Source organism: Bacillus sp. FSL R9-9410, from assembly GCF_038050385.1.
Taxonomy (GTDB): Bacteria; Bacillota; Bacilli; order Bacillales; family Bacillaceae_G; genus Bacillus_A; species Bacillus_A cereus_U.
In genome coordinates this window covers 1,394,406-1,416,820 of the sequence record NZ_JBBOTV010000001.1, presented here as the reverse complement: position 1 = coordinate 1,416,820, position 22,415 = coordinate 1,394,406, and the positions used below count along the sequence as shown (strand labels likewise).

The window sequence follows — 22,415 nt, the reverse complement described above, 5'->3', positions numbered from 1 at the left end:
CAATCGGGCGTTTACGGGCAATTGATCTCCCACCTAACTTCTTTGCTCCAGCTAAATTTTAAGGTGGGAGTCTTACTGCCCGTTAATGCGGGATAAACACAAAAAGAAAGAGCACGTTTTGATTAATCTTTTTCAAAACATGCTCTTTCTATCCCTAAATAATTTAATCGTTTATTATATTACTTGTTCACCTATAACATCTATTAATTAAAAGACTCCCTCGTTACCTCAATAAATTGCTGTAACGGAGCTGTCATCCATTTATCTTTATGCCAAGCAATTTGTGTATAAATCGGACTGATTGTATTTTCTAAACGTAACTCTTTTATCGTTCCCTCTCGTATATCTTTTTCTACTACTATTGCTGGCAAAACTGCTATACCTAAATCCGCAATGACACATTGTTTAATTGCCTCGACACTAACAAATTCAATCTTATTTGCTGGGTATACATCTTCCGCACGGAATAACTCTTCAAATAAAGTCCGATACGAGCAACCTAGTTCTGTTAGTAAAAGTGTTTCGCTTTCTAAATCTTTTGTAGAAACGGAAGGTTGTTCAAGTAAACGATGCTTAGGAGCAGCCACTACTTTTAATTCTTCTTTCATAAGTGGCTCCACATGTAAAACATCCTCTGTTTTACATTCGTCTAAAATAAATACAAGATCTACTTTCCCCTCCATCAATTGTTCCTTCGCATCTTTATTGGAATGTGCTGGTTTAAATATAAGTTTTATTTGCGGAAATTGTGCTTTAAATTTCTTTAATATAGATGGAAGCCTATATGTACATTGACTTTCTTGTGCACCGATTATTAACGTACCCGCTATTTCCTCATCATCTTTCACAGCCATTTTCGCTTCGTTACTGAGTGCAATCATCTTATCAGCATATAGTTGAAACTTCCTGCCTGCTTCAGTTAAGAAAAGACGTTTTCCTAATCTTTCAAATAATGGCGTACCGAGCTCAGCCTCTAACGTTTTAATTTGCGCCGTTACGCTCGATTGTGCAAAGTTTAATTTCTTCGCAGTTTGTGTAAAGTTCAAAGTCTCTGCAGCTACTTTAAATGTAATTAATTGTTTTATCTCCATTTATCATCCCTCTTTTCAATCGATATTTCCGATTGATTTTATCGAAATAATCCTCTTTGCCTATTGATATTTGTATTGTATGATAAAGAACATCGACAAACAATATAAATGGAGGTATTCCATATGAAAGCACTTTGTTTCGAAGCATTCGGAGACGCTGATGTACTACAATATAAAGAAATACCTGATCCAATCATAAATCCAAATGAAATTCTTGTTCGCATGCAAGCAATCGGTTTAAATTTCGCTGATATTTATAGACGCCGCGGCGATTATCATCTCGCTGGTAACCCGCCTTATATATTAGGTTATGAAGGCGCTGGTATTGTTGAAAAAGTAGGAGCTAACGTTACTACTATCAATCCCGGAGACCACATTGCATTTGCTGACGTCCCATTCTCAAATGCAGAATTAGTTGCCGTTCCATCTGAAAAAGCAATTACACTTCCAGACTCTATTTCTTTTGAAACAGCCGCTTCTGTCTTATTACAAGGATTAACAGCACATTATTTAACGAAAGATAGCTATCAAATAAAACAGGGTGATATAGCTTTAGTACATGCCGCAGCTGGTGGCGTTGGTCAGCTTCTTATCCAAATGATTAAACTACAGGGCGGAACAGTTATCGGCCTTACGTCATCAAAAGTAAAAGCAAAGATAGCTACGTTAGCTGGTGCTGATCACGTATTTTTATATACCGAAGCATGGCATACGAATGTACTTGAAATGACTAACGGTGCTGGAGTAAATGTTGTGTATGAATCCGTAGGTTCTACATTAGAAGAAAGCTTTAAAGCAACTAAAACTGGTGGTACTGTCGTATTTTACGGAATGGCCGGTGGTAATCCTGCGCCTGTAGATCCACGTATGCTTATGGATACTTCAAAAACTTTAACTGGCGGAGACCTTTGGAACGTTCTTACTACGTATGAAGAACGCAAGCAACGCTCTACTCAATTATTTGATTGGATTGCTACTGGCAAATTAAACATTGCGAGTCCTACTACATTCTCTTTACAAGATGGTGCCCGTGCCCATGAATTATTAGAGAGCAGAAAAAGTACAGGGAAGATTTTATTAATTCCATAATTAATCTAACTAAAAAAGGAAGCTAGATTTTCTAGCCTCCTTTTCTTATCTCTATTTGAGATTTAATTATATTTCCACACTTTCTTTCCCTTTTGCAACATAGCTCATATCCCCAACCGATTCGACTGTATATGTTCCATCTTGATATACAATCTTCGTCACACTTGCATTTTCCACTCCAAGTTTTGTTTTGGTACTGTCTAACATTTCTATTAAGGCAGTAATCAAAAGCCCATGAACGACAACTAAAACGTTGCCACCTCCATTTTTAGCAGCTTCTTCACTAATTTTATCAATCTCTGTTGTTATACGCGTAGAAAATAATTCCCAATCTTCCGCTTGTTTCGTAGGGTCTGCTGCTCTAATCAGATTAATCACTTCTTGAATAGAAAACTTCATGAGTTCTTCTGGTGATGCAACGCCCGCAGCTTTTCCAACTACATCCCACATATTTTCAAGTTTTTCACCTTCAAAAATACCAAAATTTAATTCTCGTAAATTTTTTCTTTTCTCAAGTTTCAATTTTGATTGCTCACTATGTTTTAATACTAAATTAGCAGTTTCAATCGCTCGACCACTATCACTACTATACACTTTAGTAAAATGAATATCTTTTAATCCCGTTCCTAAATTAGAGGCAACTTCCACGCCTTTTTCCACTAACGGCGAATCTGCCCAACCTTGCGCGCGATGATTCGCATTTAATATTGTTTTACCGTGTCTTGTAACATATAACGTAACTACATTCTCATTGCTATCTGTTTCTCGCTTCTTCATTCTATTCTCTCCCTTTACATTTCTATATCAATTTTACCACCTCAATTATTCATTGAGCAAAATATACGTAAGCGAATTTGCTTAATAAAAAAAGCTATCTTTCTGTATATCCCTACAAAAAGATAGCATCTTTTATGATTACATTTCTTAACCGATACTCCTACTCAGCAAAAGCACTCGAATATTGTACAATTCCTTCTACACCTTGAAGAGCATTCTCTCTTAGCTCCATCACCATAAACACTTCATCTGGCACTTCAAATGGTGCTTTTATATTCCAATCACTTGCTTTCTTAAATCCGAATTTCGGATAGTACTCTGGATGCCCTAATACCACAACAGATTCATATCCTAGTTCTTTCGCTTTTTCTAAAGCAGCTACGATCAGTTTTCTGCCAATTCCTTTTTTCTGATGGCCCCTAGCAACTGATACTGGTGCAAGTGCTAATGATTCTACAGAAGTTCCATCCTGTTCTATTGTAATTTTTGATAACATAATGTGACCAACGATTTCCTCATCTACCGCAACAATTGATAAAGCTGGAACAAACGCGTCACATTCTCTAATACGTTTTACAAGTTCATGTTCTTTTTTATCACTAAATTCTTCATTTAAAAATGCTTGTTGTACAACTTCTTCTGTTTTTCTATAATCATTTTGTTGTTCTTGTCTAATCGTTACCATTCTATATTACCCTCTGTTCTTTCTTATTTCTTTTTCAATTTTACGAAGCGCTTTTTTCGATCCGCGCTCAATATCATGCTGCATTTTTCTTTCTTTATAATCGACAAATAGTGTATTTAAATCATATCCTTCTGGGTATAATTCTTTCGCCGCTACCTCTAAAGTAATACGTTTTACATTCACTTCAACGAATTCACCGTTATAATATACAACGACATTATAGAAATTATCTTTTTCCTTATAGATGATACCAAAATCATCATGATCCAATAAATTCACACGGTCACCGATTTTATATTCATAGTCATTTTCTCTTTTTTCTTGCACGAATTTCGGTTTTCTAATTTTACTTTCATTCACTTTTTCTATAGCGTATTCTTTATTTCCCATATACGCTTTCGCTCTTTGCAGTACATGTTCTTTTACATTCATTTTATTTGCAATCCAAAGTGCATTGCTTTCACCTGATTTTCCGATCACTAATTTATAAAGTGGCTCTAGTGTTTCACTATTAAATTGCATTGCTGCGTTCATAAAATCACCATGCATTTCTGAAAAGCGTTTAATTTCACCGTAATGTGTACTCGCGATTGTAATACATCCCGATAGATAAAACTCTTCTAAAATAGATATCGCAAGCGCCGCACCTTCATTCGGTTCTGTGCCGCTTCCTATTTCGTCAAATAGTAGTAACGTATTATTATTTGACATCCTCATAATTTCAGACAGATTTTTCATATGAGATGAAAATGTACTTAGTGCATTTTCGATACTTTGATTATCACCTATATCTACAAACACGTTGTCGAAAATAGCAATTTCTGTTTCTTTATCTCCAGCGATATGAAGACCTGACATTGTCGCTAATGTTAACAATCCAATTGTTTTTAGCACAATTGTTTTCCCGCCTGCATTCGGCCCAGTAATAATTAAACTACGGTATTCTTGACCGATTTCAAAATTTAATGGTACTACTTTTCCACTTAAAAGCGGATGCTTACAATTCATTAAATGAATGTAGCCATGATCATTTAATTTCGGCTCTATTCCATCAATTGATTTACTAAACTTCGCTTTCGCAAATACCATATCATATTGGCTAATCAATTCCATATTAATTTTTATATGATAAATATTTTCTAATACCATTCCTGATAAAGTCGCTAAAATTTGATATTCTTCCATCGCTTCTTCTGCTTTCAAACCCGCGAGTTCCGCATTTAATTTTGTAACCGTATGTGGTTCTATAAATACAGTAGAACCTTTTGCAGATGCTTCAACAATACTTCCCGCAACTTGATTTTTATAAGAAGATTTAATTGGAATCGTATACCTATCGTCCTTCTTACTAATAAAGAATTCCTGAATATATTTCTTATTTGCACTACTATTTAAAAATTTCGTTAAACGTTCTTTTATTTTTCCATCTACAGAATCAATGTTATTTCGAATTCGTTTTAACTCTTTACTAGCAGCTGCATCAATGCCATTTCCTTTAATTGAAAAGTTAATTTCCTCTTCAATACTTTTAAATTCAGTCATTGAATTTGCATAAGAAGCTAATACTGGCGCAAAAAATTCTTTATCTAGCATAAACTTTTTAATCTTTCGGCACCCACGTAAAAAGTCTGAAACGCTCACTAACTCTGCTGGATCTAAAATCATCCCTTTTTCTAATTTTTGAATTGTACTAGCGATATTGGAAATTCCGAAGAAAGGAACATGCCCTTCTGCATCTACTATAGCTCGTGCTTCTGTCGTTTCATTTAAGCGATTTCTCACTACTTTTATACTCGTACTCGGCTCTAATTTATTTAATAATTCCTTACCTAATCCACTTATACAATATGATTTCACTATTTCCATTAATTCGTTATATTGTAACTTTTCAAAAGTCATCGTATTCATTTTGTTTCTCCTCACTATGATTGATTTATATCATAAATGAAGATACCTACTCATTAGATTCCAATGAGTTCTACATTATTCAATTACCATTTTTATACATCATAAATATATACAAAAAAGCTGCGGGGATACCGCAGCTTTTACATTTACAAGGCAAGTGTAATAACATATGAGGAAATAAGCCATAAAAAACAGATGGCAATCCCCTTATTACACGCTTTATAAAGTATTGTAGGTATCTTCATAGGTTTCGAAATAAATCCATGACAAAATTAGGGGTATGATGTACATAAAAACCCCCTGGTCTTATCCGATTTATTTCATTAAATTTTTCCTATTTAGTACCTACCGCACTCACAAAAAGCACCTCTCATTAATTTATATTTTATGGTCATTGAAATCTAATTTATTGAAATCATCATACTATATGTTTTGCAAGAAGTAAAGGTGTCAGACTATTGCCTTTCACACCTGAGGAAGGACAATTTTTTCGGATAATGCTTTTTTCACTTTGTAGACTGTAAAACTTTCATATAATCAACCTTTTTCTCAAGGGTCTTTTTCGCATCTTCAGCCGTTACTATATAATCTACAGCAATATTTTGTAATACATCTTTATTAGTATTTGGCAGCTGAATCGTTATATCTTCTACACTACTTTTACTATTTTCAATCGTTTTATTAAATTCCTGAATACTTCTTGCAACCTCCGCTAATGTTTCCATATGTACAGGATTATTTACATCTAATACAGTATTACTTTTAAAAACTACCGTATAATACTGCTGCAAATTTTTCTTCGTTATTTTTTTCTCAGCATTTTTATCGAAAACAGTATCCCCAGTTTGCATTTGATCAAAAGTAAGTATAGTGTTATTCTCTTTTTCTCCATAGTATGTATTAAATTTCTTTTGTAAATCATATGTTTTCTTTTTCATTTTATAATTGTCATTATTTACTTCTGGAGAGATTTGTCCATCAAAATAAAGTTGAAATTGCAAATGCGGTTCATCGACTTGCTGCACAGAAGCTATCCGCCCCTTTGGACCAAGGAAATCCTTTCCGTTATCCAGTGTTTCAACTCCGTTTAATTTAACAGACATACCATATTCCGCTTTTGTATAACTTTGTGCTTTTTGTTCAATTTCTTCATTCGATATATCACATGATGTTAATAGGAATAAACTAAACATTATGATATATATCATTTTTGTTCTTTTCATCTTGCGTCTCCTTTTGCTACTACTGCCTATACAGAAATGTCCTTATGGATTTTAAATTACGATTTATATAAAGAACTTCTTCTAATAACCGCTACATCAAATTTTCTTCGCTGACTTGAATAATAAAAACTCATCATCTTGCTTTAGAAAGCCCTAATAACCACAAGTGTAAAAACACCCATTTGTTATCACTTTACACTTATAGTATAATTTTACAATATAATCATTTTATCGTAAAGCAAATATAACATCTATTAAAATCACGTTAAAAACATACTAATATTTAGTTCTATAGCAATCACAGTACAGTTTTTATTGTATCCAACTTTAAAGTAATAACTTTAATTTCGTTGCGAAAAAATTAAATAAGCGCCTCCGCTATTGCGAATGTCATTTACTTATCCTAATACATTTAATAATTATGACAAGCAATCATAGGAGGTTACTATATGAGCAAAGAAAATATTATTTTACATGGAACTGCTCTTGAACCAAATTTAATTGGCCCCACACTCCCACCAATTCCACCATTTACATTCCCAACCGGACCTACTGGAATCACAGGACCTACCGGTGCGACAGGTTTTACTGGAATTGGAATAACTGGTCCTACTGGTGTTACAGGACTTACTGGAATCGGAATAACTGGTCCTACTGGTGTTACAGGACTTACTGGAATCGGAATAACTGGACCTACCGGCGCTACAGGAATCGGAATAACCGGTCTCACTGGAGCAACCGGTTTAGGAATTCTCCCGGTATTTGGAACAATAACTTCTGAAGTAGGTATCGGTTTTTCAGCAGTAGTTAATACAAATGTTAATTTGACAATTCCAGGACCTGTTAGTGGAACTACTCTAACCCCAGTAGACAACTCCATTACAATTGATACCACTGGTGTGTACTCTGTATCCTTTTCAATTGTATTTGTGATACAAGCTATTTCGTCTAGTATATTAAACCTTACAATAAATGATTCCATTCAATTCGCCATTGAAACACGAGTTGGTGGTGGTTCTGGGGTAAGAACTACATCCGCTAGAACTGATCTATTACCTTTAAACCAAGGAGATGTCCTTCGAGTACGAATAAGAGAAGCCACGGGTGACATTATTTATTCCAATGCATCTCTTGTTGTTTCAAAAGTCGACTAGTTCATTTATTAAAATAAAGATTTAGGAATGATAACAATGTAAAAAGAAGAGGAAACTTATATTTCAGTCTACCTCTTCTTTTCATCACCAATTTACTGCTGAACATATATGGAAACTGAGCCTCCACTTACATGGAACTGCCCCCATCCGTCCTTATTAATTGTTACAGTATTTGTTTGATTACCCGTAATATCGTACCATACTTCCCCAGCGTTATTCTTTCCCACATCCATCCACTTTGATCCTCCTGGTCCGTCCGAGAGTAATGTCGCTAAACCAGAATTAGCATGTACACCATCGCCTTCTCTTGTCCAGCCAATCACATCTGGATGGTCTAAATAATCACGCTGCGTACCATATGCAAAGTTTTTTCGTGCCGTCAAAATTGGATCAATTTTATCTTTTAACGCTGGAATTTCATAACTACTATTTCCACTTGTCCCATAGTAATCACCATAGAAAACTGAAGGATAGCCCTCTGCACGAGTTAAAATAAATGCATATGCCAGCGGCTTAAACCACGGACTTACTACAGATTCCAATGACTGCCCAGGCTGAGAATCATGATTCTCAACGAGAGTAACTGCGAGTGCAGGGTGATTTTTCATTACTGTTCCATTTAAAATATTTCTCATATCATAATTCCCATTTCCTGTTGAAGCATAATGAAAATTGTAATGAAGCGGTGCATCAAACACAGATTGATTATAATTGACTTTCGCTAAATAATTGTTTAAAGCCTGAACATCATTTTGCCAATATTCAGCTACTGTAAACATTTCTTTCCCCGTTTGCTGTCTGGCATGATTTACCCAATCGCGTAAATATTCATGATCAATATGTTTAACAGCGTCCAAACGAAAGCCATCTAAATTTAATTCATTCGCATACCATGTTCCCCAATTTTTCATCTCATTCGCAACATCAGGATGATCAAAATCAAGATCTGCATACATCAAATAATCATAATTTCCATTTTCGCTAGACACTTCCCAATCCCACGCTTTATCTATACCCCTAAATTTATAAATTCGATTTAATTTCCTTCCTTCATCCCAATCCGTTCCGTCAAAATGATACCATTTCCATTTGAAATTAGAATAAGCATCTCCGCGCCCTGGAAAATTAAACCCCGTCCATGCACTAATTTGATAATCACCTGATACTTCAATATTTCGATTGTTACGGTCTACCTCAACAGCTGTTACGGTTTCAGTATAATCAGCCCCACCTTTATGATTCATAACTACATCACCGTATACGTCGATGTTTTGCTTATGTAAAGCGTCAATTGCAGATTTCAACTGTGCTTTTGTCCCATATTTCGTCCGCACCGTTCCTTTTTGATTGAACTCCCCCAAATCATATAAATCATAGGCCCCATACCCTACATCATTTTGCGAAGTCCCTTTATATGCAGGTGGTATCCATACAGATGTGATTCCTTTATGAGCTAAACTTTCAGCATCAGAACGCAAACGATTCCAATGATTCCCATCATTCGGAGCGTACCACTCAAAATACTGCATTAATGTTCCATTGTTCACTGTTGCTGCTTCTGCCTTGTTTCCCTCATATATATTAGGAAAAAGCAAAATAAACAATAAACAGACTACCGTAATCCTTTTCAACATATTTACACCATCCCCCTTTAAGAAAACGTTTGCATAATCCGTTAAAGTTATTATAATATTCGTTCTACAGTTAGTAAAGTAACAATCTTTTAATCTCTCACATTATTTTTCAAAATATGAATTCAACTATTCCACAAGTACCCCACATAGTTTAAAATTCACATCGGATTCAAAATTGTATACAATTTATCTATAAAAGTATGACGGAGGGATTTCTATGACAGACTTTCAAAAACAATTTTTCGCACGCTTACATATAGAAGAAAAAGAAACCGTATCATTTGAAGATTTATCTCAAATTATGTATGGAATGGCGCAAACTGTTCCATTTGAAAACTTAAATATTCTCGAAAACAACTTTAAAGAAATATTAAAGGAAAATTTAAAAGAAAAAATTTTAGTAAACAACCGTGGCGGCCTTTGTTATGAACTCAATCCGGCTATGTATTACTTCCTTAAAGACTCTAAATTCGATGTTCATCTCGTTTCAGGAACAGTTTATAACAATGTAAACTCTGTATGGGCTGTGGATTCTGGACATATCGCAACAGTTTTAAAATATCATAATGAACTTTACTTAATTGAAGTTGGATTCGGATCATACTTACCTCTTGCACCTGTCCCTTTCTCAGGTGAAGTCGTTCACTCCGTAACAGGAGATTATCGTATTCGCAAAGAAACGACTGAAAAAGGCAATTATATTTTAGAAATGCGTAAAAATAATGAGTTTCTAGATCAATCTTCTACTAATGATTGGACAGTAGGTTATGCATTTCACTTGGAAGAAGTAAATGTGGAAAAAGCAAATGCAGCACAAAAAATTATCGTTGAACATGAGGGTTCCCCTTTTAATAAAGTGCCTCTTATTGTAAAACTAACTGAAGATGGGCAAGCCTCTTTAACGAAAGATAGCCTTACAATAGCGAAAAACGGTAAAAAAACAAAAGAAACCATTACAGAAGAGCAATATAAAAATCTTTTACATTCAACGTTCGGTATTACATTATAACTTTTAAAGCCTCGCCATTCTCGGCAAGGCTTTTTATTTTTCAGCAGGGATTTTTTGCAATTTGTTGTATTTCATAGTTATATAGGAATATAACTACATATTTAGAAAGGAAATGATTATGACTGAATTTAAAGATCGACTACAAGTAGCTGATAAAGAAAAATGGGATTTAACGGATATTTATCATACAATTGAAGATTGGGAAAGCGATTTTCATAAAATTGAAGTATTAACGAATGAATTACACAAGTTTAATGGAAATATTCACGATGGCAATAGTTTATTAGCTTATTTAACAAAGAGTGAAGAAATATCTAGCATAATATCTTTAATGTTCGCTTATGCACGATTACAATCCGATCTTGACACACGCAATACTGACGCTCAATCCCTTGTCGATAAAGTATCACAATTACACGTGAAAGTAAGTGCGGCTAAATCTTTCTTTTCCCCATTCTTACTTAGTGTAGATGAAAACACATTACATTCTTACATAGAAGAAACAGAAGGCTTACACTATTATAAAGAAGACTTATTTGAGCTATACCGTTATAAAAAACACGTTTTGAATAAAGACCAAGAAGAGATTTTATCACAAATGGGTGAAGCACTCTCCTCCCCGCAGCATACATTTGGCATGTTAAATAATGCAGATATACTATTTGGTGAAGTGACTACTGATGATGGAGAAAAAGTAAACTTAACACGTGGAATGTATGCAAAGCTAATAGAAGATGAGAATCGTGAGAAACGTGAAGAAGCCTATAAAGCTTATTACAAACCATACGTTCAATTAAAGAATTCTATCGCTTCTACTTTGTCCGCAGCTATTAAAAACAATGTTACTGTCTCAAAGCTAAGAAAATATCCATCAGCTTTAGAAAAATCATTATTTGGCGACATGGTTCCGAAAGAAGTGTATGAAAATTTAATCGATACGACGAAAAAAAATATTCAATCATTACATACATATAATGAACTTAGAAAAGAAAAATTACATGTAGATGAACTAAGACAATACGACTTGAGTGTTGATTTAGTAAAAGGTGTAAAACAAGACATTCCATACGACGAAGCATTTGATATAATGATCGCGTCACTAGCTCCTTTAGGGGAAGAATATATTGAAACATTAAAAGGCTTTAAAGATAAACGCTATATAGATGTGAGAGAAACACCAGGAAAACGTTCTGGTGCTTATAACTTTGGTGTATACGGTGTTCATCCTTTCATTCTTTTAAATCATCACGATGATTTAAATAGCCTTTTTACTCTTACTCATGAATGCGGTCACGGTATGCATACGCATTACTCACACGGATACCAACCAAGAATTTCTGCACACTATACTATCTTTGTTGCAGAAGTCGCTTCTACAGTAAATGAAGTGTTATTAATTCACTATTTATTAAAAGAAGCAAAAGAAACGAACGTACGTAATCATTTAATTAACTACTTTATCGATAGCTTTAAAGGTACTTTCTTTACACAAATCATGTTTGCAGAATTTGAAAAAATCACACATGAAATGGCCGAACAAGGTAAACCATTAAATGCCAAAGTCTTTAGTGAAATTTACGAAAACTTATTTAGAGAATATAATGGTGACTCCCTCGTATTTGACGAAGAAGTAAAATATGGCTGGTCTAGAATCCCTCATTTCTATCGTCCATTTTACGTGTACAAATACGCAACTGGATTCGCTTCTGCCATTCAAATCGCCGATAAATTATTAAGCGGTGATCCAAATGCTCAGAAAAACTATATTGAATTCCTTAAAGGCGGAAGTTCTGACTATCCATTAAACCTACTGAAAAAAGCTGGCGTTGATTTAACTACACCAGAACCGATTGAAAGTGCATTAAATCGATTCACCCAACTTGTTGAAGAGTTTTCAGCATTATAGAAAAAAGCATGCAGATTATAGAATCTGCATGCTTTTTTCTATAAAATATACATTTCATTTATTCACTTGTTGCTGCGTCACACAATGAATCATACCACCATACGCATACAGTTCATTTACATAAACACCGACAATTCTTCTTCCTGGAAACTGCCCTTCAATGATTTGAAGTCCTAACTTATCATGTTCATCACCGTATATAGGAACCAATACAACTTCATTTCCAATATAAAAGTTCAAATACGAACCTTTACAGTCTGCCTCTTTTACCACTTTTCTTGTTACAGGTACTGGGATGAGCTGAAATGGATTTCCATCTATATTTCTCGCTTGTCGCAATTCTTGATAATGCTTTTCCTGCACCTCCAAAAGGTACGACTCTCCTTCCCCAAAAGGATCATATTCATAAAGAATTGTATTTTCATTTACAAAACGCGCTGCCCCATCAATATGGTAATCTGTATCTTCATCATAATTATCCTCTCCGCGAATACCAGTTATCCATATAAAATTCGTTACTCCCAAATACTTCGTTAACTCTATTTCAATCTCTTCCTGATTTAGTGTAGGATTTCGATTTTCATTTATAATAGAAGTTTTTGCCGCCATTAAGGTGCCATTTCCATTTATCTCTATTCCTCCACCTTCTATACAGACACTAGATTTAACTTTTGGAATGCTATACATTTCACTTATTTTTTCCGGAATAACAGCATCATTTTCATACGGATATTTATCCCCCCAACCATTAAATACCCAGTGTGTTAAACAGAGATTGCCTTCCTTATCTTTTACAAAGATCGGTCCATTATCTCTTATCCAAACATCATCCGTTTCTTCAATTAAAAAATCAATTTTATCCATATCTACATTCGCTTCAATTAACTTCGATTGTACATGTACTTTTTCTTCCTCATCAAATACAACAATATGCACATTCTCTCCGTAATGAAGCTCCTTTGCCATCGTTACCCAAATATCATCTAACTTAGCTCTGTAACCTTCACCTCTATGAGTTTTGTCATGAGGCCATTGAAGCCATGTTCCCTCATGTTTTTCCCACTCAGCAGGCATATAATATAAACTATTTCCCATATTTCTCATACATGTTCACCCCTTCTTCGAATGTAAGTTCAGTCTAAACTTTGACATCGTGTTAAGGTCAACAGAAATATCTTCATTTACTTGTAACTACTTCATACGCGGATTCTTTATTCTCCCTTGTGATACACTACTTCTCCTTGTAAAACTGTCATTAAAACTTTCGCATTCGGAATCTTATCGGCACTCATTTTAGTAATATCTTCGTTTAATACTACTATATCGGCTGATTTACCTACTTCAATCGAGCCAGTGATGTTATCAAGACCTAACGCTTTGGCTGGCTTAATTGTATAAGCATCAATAGCTGCATGTACATCGGATAAGCCTTTCTCATCAATACTTAATGCGTTCGAAATCGTCACAAGTGGATTCAGTTCATTTACATCCCAATCACTACTAAGTGATACATTTGCTCCTGTTTTCCAAATTCGTCCTAACGGCATAATTCGTTTCATCTGTTGATCTGAAAAATACGTACTTGCCCAGCTTTGTTTAGGATCTTCCGCAAAATCATGACCTACTTGAAAATCAGCGCTAATACCTAACTCAGCAAAACGTTTTATATCACTATCTTCTACCATTTCCACATGCGTAAGCGTATAAGGCTGATTCGCCCCTTCTTTTTTCGCTGCTTCAATTGCATTTAAACTCTCTCTTACCCCGCCGTCTCCAATCGCGTGAATGAGTGCACCGTAACCAATTTTATTGAGTTCAGTCAACCACCACTTCATCTTTTCTTCTGGAATATAGTTCAACCCATATGGAGTCCCTTTAAACCACTCAAATTTATATTTTTCTAGTATTTTAGCTGTGCTGTTAATACTAATTCCATCACTATACATTTTTACTTGATTAATAAGCATTCGAGATGATACATCATCACGCTTAATTTTTTTGAAATACTCCATTTGTTCTGCTTCATTTAAATTTGGATACACCCACGGACGAAGTACTACTCGTGACGTTAACTTTTTTTCATCATTTACTTTATTCCAAACGTCTAACCAGCCTCGCTTCCAATAAAGACGTCCATCACCGACTGTCGTAATACCATTCTTCGCAACCTCATCTAAACCGTCTAACAAACCTTCATAATTTTTTTCAAAGAGATTGGGCTGAGAATTCCATGCTTTTTCCATCACGATATCCCCTGCTGTATCATACAGAATTCCAAAAGGTTCTCCTGTCTCTGGATCCCGGATAATTCTTCCGCCTTGCGGATCTTTCGTCTCTTTATTTATTCCAGAAAGCTCCAATGCTTTCGAGTTAACCCATACAGAATGAGAGGTTCTTTCCATAATTAATGTCGGATTATTAGGAAACAACTCATCCAGAACTTGTAATGGAGTCTGTTGTTCTGATTTTTCGTCCATATCTTTCAACAATTCTTCCAAACTAAACCCCGTTCCGCTTATCCATTCCCCTTCCTTCACATCTTTTTTACAAGCCTTTAAATATGAGCGTTGTTCTTGCAGCGCAGCATCTGATGAAACACTACAATTCCCTGCTGCTGGTGATTTCGCTTCAAAAATATGATTATGGTTGTCCACAAAACCAGGCAGTATTTGACGCCCTTGTAAATCCACCACTTTCGTATCTTCATTTATAAATCCCTCTACATCCTTGTTTGAACCAACAAATGTAATTTTCCCTTCTTTAACGGCTACAGCCTCTACGATGTCTTGCTTTCCATTTGAAGTATAGATTTTACCATTTTTAAATACTACATTCTTCGGCAACTGATTAGGTAGAGCAGAGCTACCATTCTCACCTTCTCCTACTTCAGGCGTACATGCTGAAATCCATACCATACTAAGAACCAGACAAATAAGTAAGATTTTTCTTTTCATATTCTTTCTCCTTTTTATTATGATAAATTGCTTTCGTATATAGAATAAGGATTGACATAATGTTAATGTCAATCCTTATTCTCATTCTATTTTCGTAACTAAAAAACAAATTTGTGTGACATACTCTTCTACTAAACAATCACATTCAGGTCCCTTTATGTAGACCTCATATGGTGAATTATTTATTACATAACCATTTCTTTCAATCCATTCTTCTAACGCTATATAAGCGTAACCTATGTAGTCGTAACTTCCATAATGTATAGTAGTAACGATTTGATGCTGATTTAGCTTTTTTATTTCACATTCTTGTAATACGTCTTTATCGTTTCCATGCATAACCGGAATTCTTAATTCAATATCACTGTGATTTGGAATATACTCTTTATCATAAAAAACTACGGATGGAGAACCGACTATTTGAAAGCTATTTTTTTGTACATTTTCATATAAGTCATAAAAATAATCATCCATATCATCTATATCTATTTGTAGTCTTTGAGTAATTACCGTCATTTCATTTCTCATTCCAATTAATATATCGTAACTTCTATGGCGAGCAATATTTAGACCATGATTCATATTTACCATTTCATTCATTTCTGAAATAACCTGTAAATTTTGTTTCACCTCATGAGATAACTCTATAATTTGTGCTTGCATATGTTTAATAAATGAATCTTGATCTGACGACTGAAGAATGATTTTAATTTTCGGTAAAGGGAACTTATACTCCCTTAACTTTTTTATTTTCAATGCTATTTCTAACTGCCCTTGCTCATAATATCTATACCCATTTTCCGGGTTCACATATGCTGGTTTCAATATTTCCTCTTTATCATAATGCCTTAACATTCGTGTACTCATTTTACAAATCCGTGAAAATTCAGTAATTGTATACATATAAATACCCCTTGAATACATTTTCTTATATATAAGCTTATTTATTAAAACCAATCAAATATTTTTCTGATTGAAGAACCTTCATTCTGATCGTTCAGCCTTTTCATTTTTGAAGGTAACAAATGACTAGGACAATACCACGTTAAACAATTCATCGCGCCTCCCATTGTCGATATTTCTCCTACATGAATTTGAATAGCTTGTTTCTCAGTATGCTGTTGAATATATCGTAAAACTCCCTCATCTTTAGCTAATCCAAACTTAGGAACGTAAAGCGTATCACATGTTTCTAACATATTTATATATAAACCTTTTGCTGACGCTATCTCTTCATCGTATTGACCCTTCTCTGTATATGACGAAGGAACAAATATAAATTCAGCCTCTGGCATTTGCTCTTGAATGATCTCTTGAACATTATATCTAAATTCATGATCCCCTAAAAAATCACTAATAAACATTGTATGTTCATCAATAAATTTAACCATTCCGTCTGCGTGTGCAAGTACATCTCCCTCTTCAGCAGGAATAATAATAACCCGACTCACATCTAAATCCCATTCCAGTTGCTCTATAATTTCTTCTTCCGTCCAATCATAATTATCATCAAATATGCGTTCCGTTAATATAACGGTATCTTTTTTATTCCAAATAAGATTTCCACCGTCTAATATCAATGGAGATGTCACATATTCAAAATCGTTCTTTTTCAACCATTTATTAAATTGTTGATCTAAATATCGTCCTTGATCTTTCGGTAAGTAATTTGGTTGATATTTAAATTTAACTAGATGATTTGTTACAACTGGTGCAACATCTCTTAGCCAAATATCATCATACTCAAAAAAGTTTGTATGAAAGTCTTGCTCTTCAACAGATAAAGATATAAGTTGATCGGTAAATGCTTTATTTTCATTTAAGTATTCATTAAAATAAATAATGTCTTCATAAAATGGTCGATAATATTCATTCGATTTATCTGGTATTGCAGTAAAAATAATTCCATTATGTTTTTGTTCCATATTATTTACCTCGCTTTTTAATAATGATTGAATAACTGTTTTCAATAAGCCAACTATTCCCCAATTCATTTCTCTTTTCATTACAATTTTTGAAACGTGCACATTTCATGAATGGATTATAGCACGGAGAAATATTATATATTTATATAAAAAATATAAAGCAGGCGTTAAGCCGTAAACTGACTCTTGACAAGATTTTTAAATTTTAATCGTCGTACACAATGAAGGATTAGATGATTTTTTTATCAAGATTCAAATCCATTACTTCTAATAGAGCGTTTTGATTATATAAATTCACTAAATGTGTTTCTACCCCAATGCAAATTCCTTCTAACGGGAGATCATTTGGATCTTGACCAAATGGATCCTCAATTTCAACTCCTATTGCTTCAATCCCTATAAATGCAAAACTTATAAACGTAGTTGCAAGTACTGTAAACCATCCAAGACTATCAACAAGACCAATCGATAAAGTCCCGCAAAATATGAGCAGTAAAATTTTAATATGAGCAAAATATGCAAAAGGAATAGGCGTTGTTTTGATCCGATCACATCCACCCACAGCCGTAAGCAGAGTATTCAAATCAGCTTCCATATTAATTATTGCATTTGGGTGAATTTGACCCGTTTTCAAACCTTTTGATAGTATAGTTTTTAACATAAAAACTATACTAATCGGTAAATGAATAGACTCAGCCAACATTTCTTTTTCCTTCTCAGAACAAATATCAAACAATGCTTTTATTTCGGATAAATCTTTTTCGTCTCTCAAATGTCCTTTCGCTATCTTTGGAAAAGCAATTAACAAATGTAAAAATTTTAATTTTTCCTGATCCGTCTTTTTCCCTTCAGACTCCCAATAACATAAAAAACTAACTGCCAAATTTCTAGTACAAGCACCAACCGTGCCAAATAACTTTCTACCTTCCCAATACCTATCATAGGCAGTGTTAGTACGAAAAACTAACAGTAGACCTAAAGCTCCTCCAACAATTATCCAAGGAGTTTGATTAATTTTTATTTCTACATAATAATAATTAATCACAGTTACTATCGTTGAAATACATATATATAATAAAATTTGCGGGAAAATATCTCTTATAACTGTTCCCTTTAATGTAAATATTTGATGTAAACTATTTTGATTATTGTAATGAACCATATTTACAAAAACCTCTTTCCTTATTAACCTTTTATTCTTTTAAATTATGAAAGTATACAATTAAATAGTAGAATCATAAACCCTATTATTATAAAACTGGTTAAGATTATTTCTTTCAATACTGTTACTCCTTTTTACCAAAAGATAAAACATCTTTTTTGATTTAAATAACAAACGTTCACTCTTCTAAATCACGACGCATTATTTTAGAATTTGCAATGAATAAAGCACTAATTAATACAAGAATCGCGCAAGCATATATCAATGAATCCATTGGACTATCATGGTCTATAATAATTAGACGAACAATAGCCGTAATACCTATATATATAAAATAACGTAATGGAAAATGAAAGTTCATTTGAAAATACTTTATAATCATTACGATGAATTCAAAATATAAAAAGAATACGACAATGCTATCAATTAAATGATAACTAGATTCCTCACTATTTAATTTAAGTTCTTGTATAAATTGAATGACTTCTTTCATAAGAAACACACTTAAAACAATTCCCAAGCAGATCAAAGCTACATTTATAATGTACTGTAGAACGATAGGGAAAAACGAAAATACTCTTTTTAAATTCTTTAACACAAACATTTTTCTCCTTTTCCATATAAAACAATAATGACAATATACTTTTATTTAATTATCGTTACATTAAAATTATACATTCCGTTCTTGTTACAGATGTTAAAACAAGAAAAAATAAGTAAAGATAGCATTTCACCTATTTTGTCTATAAAGCAACATAACGAAACTATAATCGATTACTTCAATTGAATCGGTTGTTGCTGTGTCACACAATGGATCATTCCGCCATTTTTATAAAGCGCTCTCACATCAATTCCCACTACTTTACGATCCGGGTATAATTTCTGAATCGTATCGTTTGCGATTTTGTCATTTGGATCATTATAGTTAGGCACCAATATAACTGTATTCCCAACATAATAATTGATATACGACCCCTTATAATCTAGAGTTTTTCCACCTTCTAAAGTAACTTTATCTTTACTAAGCGGTAAGTATTCGTACTTATATTTCTGTCCTGAAGCATTTTTTGCATCTAACAATTTATCCATATCTTTGTTTGACAAGCCCCATTCAGCCAAGTCATCTTCTGCCATCGTTACGATTGTAGATTTATCATGGAATTTAGCAAATCCATCAATATGAAAATCAGTAATATCTAAATTAGGCACTCCATCTAACCAAATAAAGCTTGTCACCCCAAGGTCACTTATATATTTTTCAATTTCCGCTTCTGATAAATCAGGATTTCTATTTTTATTCGTTACTGCGCTTCGAGTTAATAAAGCAGTCCCATTGCTGTCTAATTCAATTGCGCCACCTTCAAGGACAAATTTCCCCCAATCAATTCTTTCAATCCCTAATTGTTTACTAACATTCTCACGTATACGGGCATCATTTTTATATGGAGTTTTCTTTCCCCAACCATTAAATGCTGGATCTAATATTTTTAGATTTTTATTATTGTCATAAACAAAAATCGGTCCACTATCTCTTGCCCACACATCATCAGTAGGAGCGATAAAGAAATCAACTTTATCCATATTCAGCCCTTTATCTATTAAAAGCTTATTGATTCGCTCTTTCTCTTCCTCATCATATGCAACAATGTGGACTTTTTCACCCTCAGTTAAAGCACTTGCCATCTTAATCCAAATAGGTTCAACTTCTTGTTTATACTCTTGACCATATGTGTATTCATGAGGCCATTGTAGCCATGTACCTTCATGTTTATCTTTTTCATCCGGCATCGTATATTTTCCAGCGTTTTTCTGTACCTCTACTTTTTTATCCTCTTTCCCTTTGACATTTTCATTATTCCCTTCAAAAGAACATCCACTAATAATCGTTGTAGATAATGTAGCTATTAAACAAAACTTTACTATTTTTTTCATTTTTCAACCTCCTGTTCATGTCTACAATAATGTAAGGCTTAACATAGTGTGAAGCTCAAGCTTTTTCATCAATGTAAAAATTACCAATTATTCTTCCGCATGATAATCACATAATTTCAATACAAATAGATGACATTCACAAAATACACTTCCTATATTTAACATCCCTATCATTTAACTTCCTTCATAAATTTATTCTAATACTAATCCCCTCTCATACATGCTTGTTCACTAAATAAAAAAAATCGGTATTGATAATTTTATATCAATACCGATTTTTAAATAATTATTTTCCTTCTATTAAATCATTCGCTAATTTCCTAAACTCTTGATTAAATGTATCATTCATACCATTTTGTACGTTAGAGAATAATATTACAAACGTTCTTTTATCCCAGTTAAAATTATTAAAAGTGTTCCAGCCAGCTAATACACCGTGGTTATGATAATAATCTGGGTAAATATAGAAGCTAAATCCATATTTTCTCGCAGGTGATACTGTAAACATATCTGATAAGCTTTGTTTAGAAATCAGCTTTCCATCCATAATAGCCTCATCTAATCTTTTCATATCTTCAACGGTCGTATACATTTCACCACAACCATACAGCCAGTTCATTTTTAAGCGGGGTGTAGCTATTAACTCATTATCTTTTTTCGTGTAACCTTCTGCTAAGAAAATATCTTCAGGGAGAGTTGCACCCATACCAGATTCATTCATTTCAACAGGAGTAAAAATGTTTTCTTTCACATATTCAGCAAGCGGTTTATTCGATATCTTTTCTACAATATACGCAAGTACCATATAATTATAATCTGTATATTTCCATCCTGTCCCTGCAGGAAATTGCAACTTTTGCGCTCCAATCCACGTTACTAACTTTAAACGTGATGCCGCATCAACACTACCTTGTCCCTGATCTGGTAACCCAGACGTATGTGTTAACAAATTTCGTAACGTAATGTTTTTATCTGCTGGAAACGATGGAATATACTTATTTACATTGTCTTCAATATTCAATTTCCCTTTTTCTCTTAGCTGTAATATAGATATTGCAACTACTGTTTTCGTTATGGAACCGATGCGATATTTTGTTCTTGGCGTTGTTAAAACTTTATCTTTTATATTCGCATACCCGTAGCCTTTTCGTAAAACCACATTATTTTTATCCGTTACGAGAACCGTTCCGTTAAATCCTTTATCTTTTAAATATTGATCGAGTTTCGTTGCTGCAATATCATAACGTTTTTGCTGATTCGCATCAACTTTCGGTTGAACATTTCCAACTTTATCCTCAAAATTTGAAAATGTCTTCAAACTGTATTTCTTTTCTTTATTTGCATGTATGAGTGCAGCGACACTCCCACAAAAAATAGCAAAAACAAAGAAAGCGATTAACCATTTCTTAAACATATGGGAACCCTCTTTTATCTAGTTTCACTTTATACTTTTCCATTCTATTCTATATCTTTTAGTTTTTAAATATCTTATAATCTATCTACTCTATTATTCCTCATAGTAAACTAGATTCCTTTTTCTAACGTTCAAATTTTAACTACTCTCTATTGTAGTTCTTTTTTACAAAATTTCCACCTTACAATCGGATACATCCCACTTAAATTCATTTTTTTATGTAACATTCGTTACACATTAACAAGAATGGGGGTGTTACTTTGAAAAATACCGATAAGCACAATCGTTTAGATGATATGATGTTTCATTATCGAGCAACAAAAAATAACAACATAGTTTTAATTGAATATTACGGAAAATGAATTATAAATTTAAAAGGAAATGACATTGAAAAATTTTTAAACAAAATAACTCGGGCAAATAAGGAAAAAGACAAACAACTTATTATGGCTAAAATTACAGGTAACTTCAAAAGAGGAAATGAACGTTAATGAAAACGAATCTCATTTATAACTTGATTATACAACATATTAAAAAAGAAATGTCACTCCC

General features: G+C 33.6%; 18 protein-coding genes and 1 pseudogene. 5 read left to right on the top strand and 14 right to left on the bottom strand.

Annotation, left to right across the window (positions count from 1 at the left end):
- Nucleotides 1-203: 203 nt before the first annotated feature.
- Nucleotides 204-1,091, bottom strand: coding sequence for a LysR family transcriptional regulator (locus tag MKX77_RS07495; RefSeq protein WP_341306197.1), 888 nt, complete (start codon nucleotides 1,089-1,091; stop codon nucleotides 204-206).
- A 123-nt stretch (nucleotides 1,092-1,214) separates the two neighbouring features.
- Between MKX77_RS07495 and MKX77_RS07490 the strand changes: the two genes are divergently transcribed.
- Nucleotides 1,215-2,180 (top strand): quinone oxidoreductase family protein, encoded by a 966-nt coding sequence (locus MKX77_RS07490; protein WP_341306196.1) that lies wholly within the window; start codon nucleotides 1,215-1,217, stop codon nucleotides 2,178-2,180.
- A gap of 66 nt (nucleotides 2,181-2,246) precedes the next feature.
- Here MKX77_RS07490 and MKX77_RS07485 read toward each other — a convergent pair whose 3' ends face one another.
- The 4 genes from MKX77_RS07485 to MKX77_RS07470 all read right to left on the bottom strand — a co-directional run bounded on the left by MKX77_RS07485 (nucleotide 2,247) and on the right by MKX77_RS07470 (nucleotide 6,773).
- Nucleotides 2,247-2,957 carry a histidine phosphatase family protein gene (locus MKX77_RS07485; RefSeq protein ID WP_341306195.1) on the bottom strand — a complete coding sequence of 237 codons (711 nt, stop codon included), beginning with the start codon at nucleotides 2,955-2,957 and terminating at the stop codon, nucleotides 2,247-2,249.
- Nucleotides 2,958-3,117: 160 nt separating this feature from the next.
- Nucleotides 3,118-3,642: a GNAT family N-acetyltransferase gene (locus MKX77_RS07480; protein ID WP_341306194.1), complete on the bottom strand. Its 525-nt coding sequence runs from the start codon at nucleotides 3,640-3,642 to the stop codon at nucleotides 3,118-3,120.
- Between the two features lie 6 nt (nucleotides 3,643-3,648).
- Nucleotides 3,649-5,550: an endonuclease MutS2 gene (locus MKX77_RS07475; protein ID WP_341306193.1), complete on the bottom strand. Its 1,902-nt coding sequence runs from the start codon at nucleotides 5,548-5,550 to the stop codon at nucleotides 3,649-3,651.
- Nucleotides 5,551-6,056: 506 nt separating this feature from the next.
- On the bottom strand, nucleotides 6,057-6,773 hold the full coding sequence (locus tag MKX77_RS07470; protein WP_341306192.1) for a hypothetical protein: 717 nt from the start codon (nucleotides 6,771-6,773) through the stop codon (nucleotides 6,057-6,059).
- 449 nt (nucleotides 6,774-7,222) lie between these two features.
- Between MKX77_RS07470 and MKX77_RS07465 the strand changes: the two genes are divergently transcribed.
- On the top strand, nucleotides 7,223-7,927 hold the full coding sequence (locus MKX77_RS07465) for an exosporium leader peptide-containing protein (RefSeq protein WP_341306191.1): 705 nt from the start codon (nucleotides 7,223-7,225) through the stop codon (nucleotides 7,925-7,927).
- Nucleotides 7,928-8,019: 92 nt separating this feature from the next.
- On the opposite strand, the gene amyS is transcribed toward MKX77_RS07465, so the two are convergent.
- Nucleotides 8,020-9,561 (bottom strand): alpha-amylase, encoded by a 1,542-nt coding sequence (gene amyS, locus MKX77_RS07460; RefSeq protein WP_341306190.1) that lies wholly within the window; start codon nucleotides 9,559-9,561, stop codon nucleotides 8,020-8,022.
- 217 nt (nucleotides 9,562-9,778) lie between these two features.
- On the opposite strand from amyS, the gene MKX77_RS07455 reads away from it, so the two are divergent.
- Together MKX77_RS07455 and pepF are read left to right on the top strand one after the other, a co-directional pair.
- Nucleotides 9,779-10,570 (top strand): arylamine N-acetyltransferase family protein, encoded by a 792-nt coding sequence (locus MKX77_RS07455; RefSeq protein ID WP_341306189.1) that lies wholly within the window; start codon nucleotides 9,779-9,781, stop codon nucleotides 10,568-10,570.
- A 118-nt stretch (nucleotides 10,571-10,688) separates the two neighbouring features.
- Nucleotides 10,689-12,476, top strand: coding sequence for an oligoendopeptidase F (gene pepF, locus MKX77_RS07450; protein WP_341306188.1), 1,788 nt, complete (start codon nucleotides 10,689-10,691; stop codon nucleotides 12,474-12,476).
- A 54-nt stretch (nucleotides 12,477-12,530) separates the two neighbouring features.
- On the opposite strand, the gene MKX77_RS07445 is transcribed toward pepF, so the two are convergent.
- The 8 genes from MKX77_RS07445 to MKX77_RS07410 all read right to left on the bottom strand — a co-directional run bounded on the left by MKX77_RS07445 (nucleotide 12,531) and on the right by MKX77_RS07410 (nucleotide 21,863).
- The gene (locus MKX77_RS07445) at nucleotides 12,531-13,580 is read right to left on the bottom strand and encodes an agmatine deiminase family protein (RefSeq protein ID WP_341306187.1); all 1,050 of its coding nucleotides are present in this window, start codon (nucleotides 13,578-13,580) and stop codon (nucleotides 12,531-12,533) included.
- 107 nt (nucleotides 13,581-13,687) lie between these two features.
- Nucleotides 13,688-15,430 (bottom strand): amidohydrolase, encoded by a 1,743-nt coding sequence (locus tag MKX77_RS07440; RefSeq protein ID WP_341306186.1) that lies wholly within the window; start codon nucleotides 15,428-15,430, stop codon nucleotides 13,688-13,690.
- 81 nt (nucleotides 15,431-15,511) lie between these two features.
- A complete protein-coding gene (locus tag MKX77_RS07435; RefSeq protein WP_341306185.1) occupies nucleotides 15,512-16,333 on the bottom strand; it encodes a MerR family transcriptional regulator in 822 nt (273 codons plus the stop codon).
- Nucleotides 16,334-16,377: 44 nt separating this feature from the next.
- A complete protein-coding gene (locus MKX77_RS07430) occupies nucleotides 16,378-17,355 on the bottom strand; it encodes an agmatine deiminase family protein (RefSeq protein WP_341307939.1) in 978 nt (325 codons plus the stop codon).
- Between the two features lie 229 nt (nucleotides 17,356-17,584).
- Nucleotides 17,585-18,517, bottom strand: a complete 933-nt coding sequence (locus tag MKX77_RS07425) for a bestrophin family protein (protein ID WP_341306184.1) — start codon at nucleotides 18,515-18,517, stop codon at nucleotides 17,585-17,587.
- Between the two features lie 178 nt (nucleotides 18,518-18,695).
- Complete coding sequence (gene psiE / locus MKX77_RS07420; RefSeq protein WP_002165314.1) at nucleotides 18,696-19,115, bottom strand: phosphate-starvation-inducible protein PsiE; 420 nt, start codon at nucleotides 19,113-19,115, stop codon at nucleotides 18,696-18,698.
- A 176-nt stretch (nucleotides 19,116-19,291) separates the two neighbouring features.
- Nucleotides 19,292-20,449, bottom strand: coding sequence for an agmatine deiminase family protein (locus MKX77_RS07415; RefSeq protein ID WP_341306183.1), 1,158 nt, complete (start codon nucleotides 20,447-20,449; stop codon nucleotides 19,292-19,294).
- A 286-nt stretch (nucleotides 20,450-20,735) separates the two neighbouring features.
- Nucleotides 20,736-21,863 carry a serine hydrolase domain-containing protein gene (locus MKX77_RS07410; RefSeq protein WP_341306182.1) on the bottom strand — a complete coding sequence of 376 codons (1,128 nt, stop codon included), beginning with the start codon at nucleotides 21,861-21,863 and terminating at the stop codon, nucleotides 20,736-20,738.
- Nucleotides 21,864-22,123: 260 nt separating this feature from the next.
- Here MKX77_RS07410 and MKX77_RS07405 point away from each other — a divergent pair.
- Nucleotides 22,124-22,354, top strand: a pseudogene (locus MKX77_RS07405) (hypothetical protein).
- Nucleotides 22,355-22,415: the final 61 nt, after the last annotated feature.

Bases quoted from the DNA above. Each gene is read 5' to 3' on its own strand.
- MKX77_RS07495 (WP_341306197.1), bottom strand. From the start codon at position 1,091: ATGGAGATAAAACAATTAATTACATTTAAAGTAGCTGCAGAGACTTTG.
- MKX77_RS07490 (WP_341306196.1), top strand. From the start codon at position 1,215: ATGAAAGCACTTTGTTTCGAAGCATTCGGAGACGCTGATGTACTACAA.
- MKX77_RS07485 (WP_341306195.1), bottom strand. From the start codon at position 2,957: ATGAAGAAGCGAGAAACAGATAGCAATGAGAATGTAGTTACGTTATAT.
- MKX77_RS07480 (WP_341306194.1), bottom strand. From the start codon at position 3,642: ATGGTAACGATTAGACAAGAACAACAAAATGATTATAGAAAAACAGAA.
- MKX77_RS07475 (WP_341306193.1), bottom strand. From the start codon at position 5,550: ATGAATACGATGACTTTTGAAAAGTTACAATATAACGAATTAATGGAA.
- MKX77_RS07470 (WP_341306192.1), bottom strand. From the start codon at position 6,773: ATGAAAAGAACAAAAATGATATATATCATAATGTTTAGTTTATTCCTA.
- MKX77_RS07465 (WP_341306191.1), top strand. From the start codon at position 7,223: ATGAGCAAAGAAAATATTATTTTACATGGAACTGCTCTTGAACCAAAT.
- amyS (WP_341306190.1), bottom strand. From the start codon at position 9,561: ATGTTGAAAAGGATTACGGTAGTCTGTTTATTGTTTATTTTGCTTTTT.
- MKX77_RS07455 (WP_341306189.1), top strand. From the start codon at position 9,779: ATGACAGACTTTCAAAAACAATTTTTCGCACGCTTACATATAGAAGAA.
- pepF (WP_341306188.1), top strand. From the start codon at position 10,689: ATGACTGAATTTAAAGATCGACTACAAGTAGCTGATAAAGAAAAATGG.
- MKX77_RS07445 (WP_341306187.1), bottom strand. From the start codon at position 13,580: ATGAGAAATATGGGAAATAGTTTATATTATATGCCTGCTGAGTGGGAA.
- MKX77_RS07440 (WP_341306186.1), bottom strand. From the start codon at position 15,430: ATGAAAAGAAAAATCTTACTTATTTGTCTGGTTCTTAGTATGGTATGG.
- MKX77_RS07435 (WP_341306185.1), bottom strand. From the start codon at position 16,333: ATGTATACAATTACTGAATTTTCACGGATTTGTAAAATGAGTACACGA.
- MKX77_RS07430 (WP_341307939.1), bottom strand. From the start codon at position 17,355: ATGGAACAAAAACATAATGGAATTATTTTTACTGCAATACCAGATAAA.
- MKX77_RS07425 (WP_341306184.1), bottom strand. From the start codon at position 18,517: ATGGTTCATTACAATAATCAAAATAGTTTACATCAAATATTTACATTA.
- MKX77_RS07415 (WP_341306183.1), bottom strand. From the start codon at position 20,449: ATGAAAAAAATAGTAAAGTTTTGTTTAATAGCTACATTATCTACAACG.
- MKX77_RS07410 (WP_341306182.1), bottom strand. From the start codon at position 21,863: ATGTTTAAGAAATGGTTAATCGCTTTCTTTGTTTTTGCTATTTTTTGT.